Raw genomic sequence first — 12532 nt, forward strand, 5'->3', positions numbered from 1 at the left:
AGACTTATCTTCGATTTGCATTTTTGTGAACGCGACCACGTGGATGGCCGAAAAGCGGCGGGCATTGGCCTGTCTGTGCCATCGAGTAATCTTTTATGGCGTCGATAGGTTGTATGGAGACACTTATAGGGAGATTCCAATGGCCGTAAGTAGTAATGGTTCAGTTTTAATTATGTACGCCAGTAGGGCGCATGTTGACAAAATATTAAAGCCGAGCGAGGTAGTGAACCAATATACGATACTTAACAATGAGCAAGCAGAAAGTGCAGTGGCTAACGAAGGCTTAAAAGGCGTCGAAGAGCTGAAAGCTGCCGTGCGAGGAAAGGACATGACGGCGATCAGTACTCGCGAACTGGCGATGCTTGGAAGCATGCTGTACCGGTTGGGACTGGCAGAGGATTTCGCAGCAACTGTATTTGTCGCGGGAAATAGTGACTGCGATAGACAGGGGCGCCCACGAAATACGGATGTTAAATTCAATGCCATTGCGTTATTTAATCAGAAATATCAGGAGCAACGGGAGTACGGCGAAAGTCAACCTAATTACAGTCAGGACAAGCAACTTCAGGCGTTCACTCGTGGGGTAAAGTCTGCCAACCATATATTGGCTGTGCTGTCCTGGTTTGCGAGTTCTCCGGGAGACGATCTGGCCCTCAATGTTAAGGCCTAGCCTTGGACGGGCCGCGATCAGGGATCGCGGTCCATACACCTATTCAACGGGTGATTTTTGTATATCCAGAGTAGCTCGCAAGATTTACGGAGATATTGCGGTAGACGACTCTGTAAACCCCGTCGTGTACAGCTATTCTGGTGCTCGCTCCTTGCACTTTTGCCTTCTCTTTCCATTGGGAGCCAATTCGCTCCTCTAGATATACCTGTGGCTTGGCGCCCTTGCCAGATTGGGAAATGCCCACTTCGATAATACCTCGACAGCCTTTCCCGCTCTGAACGGAAAAGGGGCCATGCACAACAGTGGTTGATGATGCCGCCAGGACGCCCGAAGAGTAACGGTGGTTGGTAGTAAGGCAGGCGGCATGCGCTTGTGCACACAGTGTAAATACAAACAGCGGTACGATAAATAATCTGGTCATGGGAAGTCTCTTGAGGGTAATGGTCACTCATACTTGGCGACGTGGATGTCTCATTTTGACGCTCGTCAGAATCGTTAATCTGGATGTCAGTATATTCACTCAGAACGTGCTCGGTCCCCTCCACTGCTTTATTGATCTATGTGGATCACGTAATTCCAAAGTTTTTACAGCGTCAAATGACAAAAGGGGGACCTCTTTCGAATGATTTTCCGTGCTCTGCCCCACAAACGCTGAGCGCAGTCGCCAGCCCTGCGGCACCCGGTTTACCATGCGCCAATCCGTAAGGCCCACGACCATTCACCGAGCCAGACTTGATGTCCCAGAACTTCTATTTTCTGCTCATGCCCGGCTTCTCGATGATGGGCTTCGTCTCGGCGCTGGAGCCGCTGCGCGTAGCCAATCGTTTCGGGGGCGAGTTGTATCGCTGGCATGTGCTGAGCATCGACGGCGGGCCGGTGATCGCCAGCAACGGCATGTCGGTCAACGCCGACGCCGCGCTGGAGGCGCTGAAAAAGGGCGCGACGCTGTGCGTGATGGCCAGCGTCGATCCGCTAAAGTTTTACACCTCCACACTGGAACACTGGCTGCGCCGCCTCGATCTGGAGGGTGTGACCCTCGGCGCGATCGACACCGGCAGCTTCGTTCTCGCCGAAGCCGGTCTGCTGGAGGGCTATCGCCTGACGCTGCATTGGGAAGCGCTGGACGCATTCAAGGAAACCTACCCCAGCCTGCAGGCGACTCAGGAGCTGTTCGAAATCGACCGCCGGCGCATCAGTTCAGCAGGCGGCACGGCGTCGATCGACCTGATGCTCGACCTGATCGGCCACGCCCATGGCCCCGACCTGGCGATCAAGGTGTCCGAGCAATTCGTGCTCGGCCGCATCCGTCAGCGCAAAGACCACCAACGGATGCAGATCGCCACGCGCTACGGCATCAATAACAAGAAGCTGGTGCAGGTGATTGGCGTCATGGAGCAACACACCGAGCCACCGTTGAGCACCCTGGCCCTGGCCGAAGGTATTCAAGTCACTCGACGCCAACTGGAGCGTCTGTTTCGCCTGCATTTGAACGACACGCCGAGCAACTTCTACCTCGGTATCCGGCTTGAGAAAGCCAGGCAACTGTTGCGCCAGAGCGACATGAGCGTTCTGGAAGTAAGCATCGCGTGCGGATTCGAATCGCCGTCGTATTTCACTCGTAGTTACAAGGCGCGGTATGGAGCGTGCCCACGGGAGGATCGTGGGCGGGTTGCGCGGGAGCAGAAGGTGGTTTGATTTTCGATTATGCTTGAGCGGCTGCACAGTGCTGCGCAGAAAATGATCGTGTTGATCATCGATTAAGCCCATCACGCCCTGACCCGTGAAGCGGGCTCAACGCTATGTTTGTGTTAAAGGCTGCACGCGATGCGCTCAATCAAGGGTTAGAGCGCGGCGACGGCGGATTGCGGCTGGTGCTCACCGGCTCCAATCGAGACAAGCTGGCGCATCTGGTGTTGAACAAAAATCAGCCGTTCTTTGGCCCCGGCATCACGCCTTTCCCATTATTGGGCGAAATCCAGTCGCGGTGCCTATGCGCTGGAGGATAAAGCGTTCGGCGAATGGCTGAGGCAACGTAGCGCTTGAATGGATTCAGCCAAGAGGAGCGCTTGCCCGCGATGAATGATGACGCGGTTTGTCTGACAGAACGCAGCTGCTTGAACGCTGACAATCGCGCTCCTACAGGTTTCTATTTACCGCCCTTCATCAACGCCGAACACGCCGCCTTGTATGCCTCATGCTGATATTTATTCAGCGCGGCAGGCAGTTCGAAACTGTGCTTTTTCATCTGGGCGTTGATGGTCTGTGGCGAAAGCAGGACGACCTCGCAGTTTTCCAGCAGTTGAAAGATGGTTTCGATCTTGAAGGTGGTCGGGCCACCGGCGAACTCGCCTTTTTTGCTGCGTTTCTTGATGGCGATGCGGGCGATGCCGTTTTCGCGGACGAAGTTCGCGATCTGCCGGGCGAAGGCTTTGACGTTGTCGGCTTCGTCATCGTCTTCCAGCGCGATCTTCTTGACCGACAGCGGCAGATGTTCGAGGGCGCCGGATGCGCGAGTGGCGACAGCGAAGATCGCTTCGCTGCCTTTGATTTCTACGCCGCAGATGTTCATGTGCATACCTTGAGCTGATGAAGGGCGTCAGGGTAGCGCATTCGGCCGTTATTCTGGCTGCAGGATGCTGTCCAGGTATTCCGAGCGCTCATCGCTCATTCGCGCCGTGCAGTCGTTCTGGCCAATGTTGAATTCCTTGGTGCCTTTCTTGGCGGGGAACACCTCAACTTCGCAATCGGCGTCGCGGAGTTTTTTCCAGGCGTCTTCGGCCGCTTTCAGTTTGCCGATGAAATCGTTGGCCTCGGTCTTGTTGGCGCCGTACTGAGTGTTCACGCGCTCCAACAGGTTTTCGAAGTTCTCATCCAGCAGCTTCACCGCGGTGTCGCGGCTGTATACGGAGCATTCCAGGGTCTGTTTGTCCTCGTCCACGCCGTCGCACGGGGTGGCGTCGGGGTTTGCCGCTGCGTGTGCGCCTGTCGCGAATAGAGCCAGAGCCAGAAAAATCGTCTTCATTGGGGTTTCCCGATTCAGTGATACGGGGAATTCTCGCCCAAGCGCGCGGCAAAGAACAGTTATCAAACGCAGGCAGCAGACGCATGCGGTCGCCCTTTGTCGTTTCTTGACGCTTTCGGCAATTCCTCTGTCGTTTTTGCACCCGGCTCCTCCGACCCTCAGGCATATGCTGGCCCCAAAGCGCCGGCCGACGTTTCGGCGCGTGATTAACCTAAAGGGGACAGCCTGATGAGCCCAGCCGAATTGCACGCCGACAGCATCGTTATTGACGGGCTGATCATTGCCAAATGGAACCGTGAGCTGTTCGAGGACATGCGCAAGGGTGGCCTGACCATGGCCAACTGCACTGTTTCGGTGTGGGAAGGTTTTCAGCAGACCGTCAATAGCATCGCCTCCAGCCAGAAGCTGATTCGCGAAAACAGCGACCTGGTGATCCAGGTACGTAACACCGCCGACATACGCAAGGCCAAGGAGTTGGGCAAGACCGGCATCCTCTTTGGCTTCCAGAACGCGCACGCATTTGAAGACCAGATCGGCTACGTGGAGATATTCAAGCAACTGGGCGTGGGCATCGTGCAGATGTGCTACAACACCCAGAACCTGGTAGGCACCGGCTGCTACGAGCGTGATGGCGGGCTGTCGGGCTTCGGTCGTGAGATCGTTGCAGAAATGAACCGTGTCGGCGTTATGTGCGACCTGTCTCACGTAGGTTCCAAGACCTCCGAGGAAGTCATCCTCGAATCGAAGAAGCCAGTGACCTATTCCCACTGCCTGCCTTCGGGTCTGAAAGAGCACCCTCGCAACAAATCCGACGCGGAATTGAAATTCATCGCCGATCACGGCGGTTTCGTCGGCGTGACCATGTTCGCGCCGTTCCTGGCCAAGGGCATCGACTCGACCATCGACGACTACGCCGAAGCCATCGAATACGTCATGAACATCGTCGGTGAAGACGCGATCGGTATCGGCACCGACTTCACCCAGGGTCATGGCCAGGAGTTCTTCGAATACCTGACTCACGACAAGGGCTACGCCCGCCGTCTGACCAACTTCGGCAAGATCATCAACCCGCTGGGCATCCGCACCGTCGGCGAGTTCCCGAACCTGACCGAAACCCTGCTCAAGCGCGGCCACCCCGAGCGCGTTGTGCGCAAGATCATGGGCGAGAACTGGGTTCGCGTGCTTGCGGACGTCTGGGGCGAGTAAGGCACTCACCTACTGAATTTTTCCCTCTCCCGTTCGCGGAGAGGGCATCCAAACGAATTTTCTGGAGTTAAGTTTCCATGGCCAAGATCGCCCCGCAATTGCCAATCGAAGTCGACAGCGAGACCGGTGTCTGGACGTCCGATGCCCTGCCGATGCTGTATGTACCTCGTCATTTCTTCGTCAATAACCACATGGGCATCGAGGAAGTTCTGGGCGCCGAAGCGTATGCCGAGATTCTCTACAAGGCTGGCTACAAATCCGCCTGGCACTGGTGCGAGAAAGAGGCCGAATGCCACGGTATCGAAGGCGTGGCGGTGTTCGAGCACTACATGAATCGCTTGTCTCAGCGTGGTTGGGGCCTGTTCAAGATCCAGGAAATCGACCTGGATAAAGGCACCGCCAGCGTCAAGCTGGAGCACTCGGCCTTCGTTTACGTCTACGGCAAGGTCGGCCGCAAGGTCGATTACATGTTCACTGGCTGGTTCGCAGGCGCAATAGACCAGATTCTCGCGGCCAAAGGCAGTTCCGTTCGCACTGTGGCCGAGCAGGTTTACGGTGGCTCGGAAGAAGGCCACGACGACGGCCTGTTCGTCGTCAAGCCGTTGTAAGTCGAGGTTTCCGTCATGGCTTTCGAAGCGATGTTTCAACCGATCCAGATCGGCAAACTCACCATCCGTAACCGCGTCCTCAGTACTGCGCATGCCGAGGTCTACGCCACTGATGGCGGTATGACCACCGACCGTTACGTGAAGTACTACGAGGAGAAAGCCAAGGGCGGCATCGGTCTGGCCATTTGCGGTGGCTCTTCGAGCGTGGCGATCGACAGCCCGCAAGGCTGGTGGAAGTCGGTAAACCTTGCGACCGACAAGATCATCCCGCATTTCCAGAACCTCGCTGACGCCATGCACAAGCACGGCGCCAAGATCATGATCCAGATTACCCACATGGGCCGCCGCTCGCGTTGGGACGGCGATCACTGGCCGACCCTGATGTCGCCCTCGGGCATCCGCGAGCCGGTGCACCGCGCGACCTGCAAGACCATCGAGCCGGAGGAGATCTGGCGCGTGATCGGCAACTACGCCAGCGCAGCGGCGCGGGCGAAGGCCGGTGGTCTGGACGGCGTTGAGCTGTCGGCGGTGCATCAGCACATGATCGACCAATTCTGGAGTCCGCGCGTCAACAAGCGTACCGATGAGTGGGGCGGCAGCTTCGAAAACCGCATGCGTTTCGGTCTGGAAGTGATCAAGGCCGTGCGCAAGGAAGTCGGTCCTGACTTCTGCGTGGGCCTGCGTATCTGCGGTGACGAATTCCACCCGGATGGTCTCAGCCATGAAGACATGAAAGAGATCGCCAAGTATTACGACCAGACCGGCATGATCGACTTCATCGGTGTGGTGGGTTCGGGTTGCGACACCCATAACACCCTGGCAAACGTAATCCCGAACATGAGTTATCCACCGGAGCCGTTCCTGCACTTGGCTGCCGGTATCAAGGAAGTGGTCAAGGCGCCGGTACTGCACGCGCAGAACATCAAGGACCCGAATCAGGCAACGCGGATTCTCGAAGGCGGCTATGTCGACATGGTCGGCATGACCCGCGCGCACATCGCCGATCCGCATTTGATCACCAAGATCAAGATGGGCCAGGTCGATCAAATTCGTCAGTGCGTGGGTGCCAACTACTGCATCGACCGCCAGTATCAAGGTCTGGACGTGCTGTGCATCCAGAACGCCGCGACCTCCCGTGAATACATGGGCCTGCCGCACATCATCGAGAAAACCACCGGCGTGAAACGCAAAGTGGTGATCGTCGGTGCGGGGCCTGCGGGTATGGAAGCCGCGCGGGTGTCGGCCGAGCGTGGTCATGACGTGACATTGTTCGAGAAGAAGGAATTCATCGGCGGGCAGATCGTAACGGCCTCCAAGGCACCGCAACGGGACCAGATCGCCGGTATCACTCGCTGGTATCAGCTGGAGTTGGCGCGTCTGAAAGTCGATCTGCGTCTGGGCACTGCTGCGGATATTCCCACCATCATGGACCTGCGTCCTGATGTGGTGGTGCTGGCCGTCGGCGGTCATCCATTCCTTGAGCAGAACGAACATTGGGGCGCGGCTGAAGGTCTGGTGGTCAGCAGCTGGGATGTGCTCGACGGCAAGGTGGCACCGGGCAAGAACGTGTTGGTTTACGACACCATCTGCGAGTTCACCGGGATGTCGGTTGCCGACTTCATCGCTGACAAAGGCAGCCAGGTCGAGATCGTTACCGACGACATCAAGCCGGGTGTGGCCATTGGCGGTACGTCGTTCCCGACCTACTACCGCAGCATGTACCCGAAAGAAGTGATCATGACTGGCGACATGATGCTGGAAAAAGTCTACCGCGAAGGCGACAAGCTGGTGGCGGTGCTGGAGAACGAGTACACCGGCGCCAAAGAGGAGCGGGTGGTCGATCAGGTGGTGATCGAGAACGGCGTGCGTCCTGATGAAGCGCTGTATTACGGCCTGAAGGAAGATTCGCGCAACAAGGGCCAGATCGATATCGACGCCCTGTTCGCTATCCAGCCTCAGCCGTCGTTGAGCCAGCCGGGCGATGGCTACCTGCTGTTCCGCATCGGCGATTGCGTGGCGCAGCGTAATACCCATGCCGCCATTTATGACGCACTGCGGCTCTGCAAAGATTTTTAGGCGCTTGTGGATAACCCTGTGGGAGCGAGCTTGCTCGCGAATGCAATCTGTCGGGCGACGCTGATGTCGACTGATCCGGCGCTTTCGTGAGCAAGCTTACTCCCACAGGTATCGGGCAAGGCATCCAGATCGTTTGGCCTGCAACACCCCCGGTCTTTGGGAGCTACACATGTTGAACACCCTTCTCCCCATCCTGCTGTTCACTGCGCTGGGTCTTGCAATCCTGGGTGCTTTGCGGCGGGTGGCCATGTGGCGCAACGGGCGTGCGTCCAAGGTCGATCTGCTGGGCGGTCTGCTGGCGATGCCCAAGCGCTATATGGTCGATCTGCACCATGTGGTCGCGCGCGATAAATACATCGCCAACACTCACGTCGCGACGGCGGGCGGTGCGGCCGCGTCTATCGTGCTGGCGATTCTGGTCCACGGTTTGGGCCTGCATAACCGCATCCTGGGATATGCACTGCTGCTGATGTCGGCGGTGATGTTCGTCGGTGCGATCTTCGTTTACATGCGTCGTCGCAGCCCGCCGAGTCGCCTGTCGAAAGGCCCGTGGATGCGCCTGCCGAAAAGCCTGCTGGCGTTCTCTGGTTCGTTCTTTCTGGTGACCCTGCCGGTCGCGGGCATCCTCCCGGAAAACTTCGGCGGCTGGCTATTCGCAATCATCCTGGGGATCGGTGTGTTGTGGGGCGTTTCCGAATTGTTCTTCGGCATGACCTGGGGCGGTCCGATGAAACACGCATTCGCCGGTGCGCTGCACCTGGCGTGGCACCGTCGCGCCGAACGTTTTGGCGGTGGTCGTTCCACTGGCCTCAAGCCGCTGGATCTGGCCGACCCTACTGCGCCGCTGGGTGTGGAAAAACCCAAGGACTTCACCTGGAACCAATTGCTGGGTTTTGACGCCTGCGTGCAATGCGGCAAGTGCGAAGCGGCATGTCCGGCATTTGCTGCAGGTCAACCGCTGAACCCGAAGAAGTTGATTCAGGACATGGTGGTCGGTTTGGCGGGTGGCACCGATGCCAACTTCGCGGGTAGCCCGTATCCGGGTAAGGCAGTAGGCGAACATGGCGGCAACCCTCATCAACCGATCGTCAACGGTTTGGTCGATGCTGAAACCCTTTGGTCCTGCACCACGTGCCGCGCTTGCGTGGAAGAGTGCCCGATGATGATCGAGCACGTAGACGCCATTGTCGATATGCGCCGCCACCTGACCCTGGAAAAGGGCGCGACGCCGAACAAAGGGGCCGAAGTTCTGGAAAACCTCATCGCCACCGATAACCCTGGCGGTTTCGCGCCGGGCGGACGGATGAACTGGGCGGCGGATTTGAACCTCAATCTGATGAGCGAGAAGAAGACGGTCGACGTGCTGTTCTGGGTCGGCGACGGCGCGTTCGACATGCGCAACCAGCGCACCCTTCGCGCCTTCGTCAAAGTGCTGAAAGCGGCGAAGGTCGACTTCGCGGTGCTGGGACTTGAAGAGCGCGACAGCGGTGATGTGGCCCGTCGTCTGGGCGATGAGGCCACTTTCCAGATGCTCGCCAAGCGCAACATTCAGACACTGTCCAAATACAGCTTCAAACGCATCGTCACTTGCGACCCGCACAGCTTCCACGTGCTGAAAAACGAATACGGCGCATTCGATGGCAATTACCTGGTGCAGCACCACAGCACCTACATGGCGGAGCTGATTGGCGATGACGCTCTGAATCTTGGGCAGCACAAAGGCTCGAGCGTGACCTATCACGACCCGTGTTACCTGGGGCGTTACAACGGCGAGTACCAAGCGCCGCGCTATGTGCTCACGACGCTGGGGATCGAGGTCAAGGAAATGCAGCGTTCTGGCTTCCGCTCCCGTTGCTGCGGCGGTGGCGGCGGTGCGCCAATCACCGATATTCCAGGCAAGCAACGTATTCCCGACATGCGCATGGAAGACATCCGCGAAACCGGCGCCGAGCTGGTGGCCGTGGGTTGTCCACAATGCACCGCGATGCTCGAAGGCGTAGTCGAACCGCGCCCGGTGATCAAGGACATCGCCGAACTGGTGGCCGATGCACTGCTTGAAGACGCGGCGCCGGCAAAACCGGTACCCGTCAAACGTGAACCTGCGGAGGCGCATTGATGAGCGACATTATTCGCCGCGACCCTCGTGCCGAGTGGATCGCCCGCAACCGACTGCACCCGCTGCACGCGGCCATGCAACCGGTACAAACCAGCTGGATGGGGCCTAATGGCGTCATGCGCAAGAACGTGCACGGCATCGGTTTCATCGGCCCCAACGGCATCAAGCGTATCGACCGAAGCGGCGTCCAGCAGGGCAGGACGGTCAAGCGCTCGGCGTCTGTCGAAGTGCAACTGCCGCTGCATCGGGTGGCCGCGCCGGCTTTCTATATTGCTGTCGTGCCGGATATGGTCGGCGGACGCCTGAGCAGCCACGACCGCGACCTGTTGGGCTTGGCTCATGGTCTGGCGGGTCAGGATGGCGCAGTGCTGGCGATCGTTTTCGGCGAGCACAAGGAGACTGCGTTCGACACTGCGGGTGTGGATCGACTGCTGGTCATGGAAGGCATCGAATTCGCCGGCTATTGCCCTGAACAACGTGTGCAGGGCTTGCGGGCTGTGGATAACCAGTTCGATCCACGGCATTGGTTGCTGCCTGACAGCCGCAGCGGTGGCGGTGAACTGGGCCGCCGGTTTGCCGCAAGCATCGGCGAACGCCCGGCGACGCGGGTCTGGCAAGTCAAGGATGAGCAAGCCACAGGCCGCGCGGGAGCTGGTCTTGAAGACCTGGCACGCCCCGTTTCACGCCTTATCCTGCCAACGGCGGAATGTGCCGAGCCAGTGAGCGAAACCCGTCATGAAGCGCTGCTGGTCGAGTTGTCCACAGCCATCGCTCGCAGCCTGCCACGGATCGAAGACCTTGGCGCCGTGGCGGTCGATCCGGCACTTATCCCCATGGCTGAAGCGGAGTTTGTTTTCTCCGGCGGAAACGGGGTCAAGGATTGGGCATTGTTCCATCGCACCGCGGCGGCGTTGGGCGCCACAGAAGGCGCATCCCGCGTGGCGGTGGACGATGGTTTCATGACGCGTGATCGCCAGGTTGGGGCATCCGGTACTTGGGTCACCGCGCGGGTATACGTCGCCGTGGGTATTTCTGGCGCAATTCAGCACTTACAAGGCATTGGCGCCTGCGACAAAGTCGTGGCGATCAACCTTGATCCAACCTGCGACATGATCAAACGTGCCGATTTGTCAGTAATTGGCGAAAGCGCAGCAATCCTCGATGCGCTGATCGAAGCCGTCGAGTCCTACCGGAATGGGGCGAAACGCGATGCAGCCTGACAATAAGTTGCCTGTGGATAAAAGCGCCTTGCACGTCATCAGCCTGGTTTCCATTGGCGCGCACCCGACATCCGGTCGTCCACGCCGCGCTGAGCAGGACGCTCGCGCTGTCGAACTAGGTCTGCAAATAGCTGGGGATAACTTGCACGTCCTCCACGCCGGCAGTGCTGAAGAACCTGCGCTCAGGGCCTACTTGGGGATGGGGCTCAAAGAGCTGCATGTGCTCGAGCAACCCAAAGACGCCGACGCGCTGCCGGGGCTGGCCGATTACATACGCGAATCCGGCGTGCAATTGGTCCTCGCGGGCACCCAGGCCGAAACCGGCGAAGGCTCCGGCATGCTGCCGTACCTGTTGGCCGAGAAACTCGGCTGGCCGCTGGTGGTGGGCATGGCGGAAGTGGAATCAATGAACAACGGCACCGCTCAGGTACTCCAGGCATTGCCACGGGGCCAGCGCCGCCGTCTCAAGGTCCGTCTGCCATTCCTCGCCACCGTGGATAACGCCGCGCCCAAACCTCGCCAAAGCGCCTTCGGCCCGGCCCAACGCGGCACGCTTGATGTGGAACAGATCGAAGTGGTCATTGACGAGTTATTCACAGCTGCCGAACTGACGCCTGCGAAACCTCGACCAAAACGCTTGAAAGTCATCAAAGCGAAAAGCGGTGCCGACCGGATGAAAGCGGCGACGGCGAAAGCCAGTGGCGGCGGTGGGCAAGTGCTAAAGGGTGTAACTGCCCAGGAAGGCGCTGCGGCGATATTGAAACTGCTGGTGGAGGAGGGGGTGGTTCGGTGAGGCTCGCTCTCTGGCGGCCAGTTTACTGATCACAAACCCGGCTGACTGTCAGGCGCTTCCGCTTCTGTCGCTATCTTACCCTTCCACATACCCACAATCCCTGTTAGCCCACCTGTGGATAAGCTGTTGGGTCATTGACGAAAGCCCTATGTTCCGCAGCTTACAAGGGGGTGATCAACAAATGATCAATCTATCTATCGGTTTTTAAAGGTTTTTTCCACACGGTTGCTTTGGTCTGGGCCGCGGTTTTGCCCACATTCTCTGTTAGCGATTATGTGGATAAGATGTTTGCGATCCTCTGGAACCCTTATAAATAAAGGCTTTCATGATTATGGTTAAAAACTGATCAATCCGCCGTTTCTCTGACGATTAGCCCTGCCCACCACCTGATTGTCGACCTAGCGATCTGTTTTCCACAGCCAAAAAACGAAACGTGGAAGTTGCCCACAATCCCTGTTGGCGCTTCTGTGGATAAGGTGTATGTGATCCGCTATAAGCCTTCAAATACGCGGCTTATAACAGTTTGATCAAAATATGATCACGCGTGGATGAATCGTGACAGTTGGGGTAAGCCACGGTTTTTCCTGATTTTTTGCGCAAGCCAAATTCAAGTTCCCCACAATTGCTGTGGGTTGTTCTGTGGATAAGTTGTTTGCGGATGCCACGGCGAGGCGGCAGGGTTGTGCGGGGAGGGGCTGGTTATTATTTGACCAGCAGCAGGAGCGTCGCTCCTGTACACGCATTGCGGGCAAGCGCGCTCCTACAGCGGATGCATTCCACCTGTAGGAGCGCGCTTGCCCGCGATATCGTCGGACAAGCGT

Annotated in this window: 11 protein-coding genes and 1 pseudogene; 9 read left to right on the forward strand and 3 right to left on the reverse strand. The window is 58.0% G+C overall.

Annotation, left to right across the window (positions count from 1 at the left end):
* Nucleotides 1-139 precede the first annotated feature (139 nt).
* Nucleotides 140-670: a hypothetical protein gene (locus tag CE491_RS27635; RefSeq protein ID WP_110951502.1), complete on the forward strand. Its 531-nt coding sequence runs from the start codon at nt 140-142 to the stop codon at nt 668-670.
* A gap of 43 nt (nt 671-713) precedes the next feature.
* Here CE491_RS27635 and CE491_RS30490 read toward each other — a convergent pair whose 3' ends face one another.
* Entirely contained in the window at nt 714-1091 is a 378-nt protein-coding gene (locus tag CE491_RS30490) for a hypothetical protein (protein ID WP_199885278.1), read from the reverse strand.
* Between the two features lie 314 nt (nt 1092-1405).
* On the opposite strand from CE491_RS30490, the gene CE491_RS27640 reads away from it, so the two are divergent.
* Entirely contained in the window at nt 1406-2365 is a 960-nt protein-coding gene (locus CE491_RS27640; RefSeq protein ID WP_110951503.1) for a GlxA family transcriptional regulator, read from the forward strand.
* Nucleotides 2366-2377: 12 nt separating this feature from the next.
* A pseudogene (locus CE491_RS27645) lies at nt 2378-2643 on the forward strand (hypothetical protein); the annotation flags it as partial.
* 173 nt (nt 2644-2816) lie between these two features.
* Here the strand turns inward: CE491_RS27645 and CE491_RS27650 are convergent.
* Entirely contained in the window at nt 2817-3239 is a 423-nt protein-coding gene (locus tag CE491_RS27650; protein ID WP_110951504.1) for a DUF3010 family protein, read from the reverse strand.
* A 48-nt stretch (nt 3240-3287) separates the two neighbouring features.
* Nucleotides 3288-3692, reverse strand: coding sequence for a lysozyme inhibitor LprI family protein (locus CE491_RS27655; RefSeq protein WP_110951937.1), 405 nt, complete (start codon nt 3690-3692; stop codon nt 3288-3290).
* Nucleotides 3693-3920: 228 nt separating this feature from the next.
* On the opposite strand from CE491_RS27655, the gene CE491_RS27660 reads away from it, so the two are divergent.
* The 6 genes from CE491_RS27660 to etfB all read left to right on the forward strand — a co-directional run bounded on the left by CE491_RS27660 (nt 3921) and on the right by etfB (nt 11711).
* Complete coding sequence (locus tag CE491_RS27660) at nt 3921-4898, forward strand: dipeptidase (protein ID WP_110951505.1); 978 nt, start codon at nt 3921-3923, stop codon at nt 4896-4898.
* Nucleotides 4899-4975: 77 nt separating this feature from the next.
* Nucleotides 4976-5506 (forward strand): DUF5943 domain-containing protein, encoded by a 531-nt coding sequence (locus tag CE491_RS27665; protein ID WP_110951506.1) that lies wholly within the window; start codon nt 4976-4978, stop codon nt 5504-5506.
* Nucleotides 5507-5521: 15 nt separating this feature from the next.
* The gene (gene dgcA / locus CE491_RS27670; RefSeq protein ID WP_110951507.1) at nt 5522-7582 is read left to right on the forward strand and encodes a dimethylglycine demethylation protein DgcA; all 2061 of its coding nucleotides are present in this window, start codon (nt 5522-5524) and stop codon (nt 7580-7582) included.
* A gap of 169 nt (nt 7583-7751) precedes the next feature.
* Nucleotides 7752-9698: a dimethylglycine demethylation protein DgcB gene (gene dgcB, locus CE491_RS27680; RefSeq protein ID WP_110951508.1), complete on the forward strand. Its 1947-nt coding sequence runs from the start codon at nt 7752-7754 to the stop codon at nt 9696-9698.
* Entirely contained in the window at nt 9698-10918 is a 1221-nt protein-coding gene (gene etfA / locus CE491_RS27685; RefSeq protein WP_110951509.1) for an electron transfer flavoprotein subunit alpha, read from the forward strand. Before dgcB ends, etfA begins: the two co-directional genes overlap by 1 nt.
* Complete coding sequence (etfB, locus tag CE491_RS27690) at nt 10908-11711, forward strand: electron transfer flavoprotein subunit beta (protein ID WP_110951510.1); 804 nt, start codon at nt 10908-10910, stop codon at nt 11709-11711. The genes etfA and etfB overlap by 11 nt, the downstream gene beginning before the upstream one ends.
* The last annotated feature ends 821 nt before the right edge of the window (nt 11712-12532 follow it).

Origin of the sequence: Pseudomonas bohemica, assembly GCF_002934685.1 — a bacterium.
GTDB lineage: Bacteria > Pseudomonadota > Gammaproteobacteria > Pseudomonadales > Pseudomonadaceae > Aquipseudomonas > Aquipseudomonas bohemica.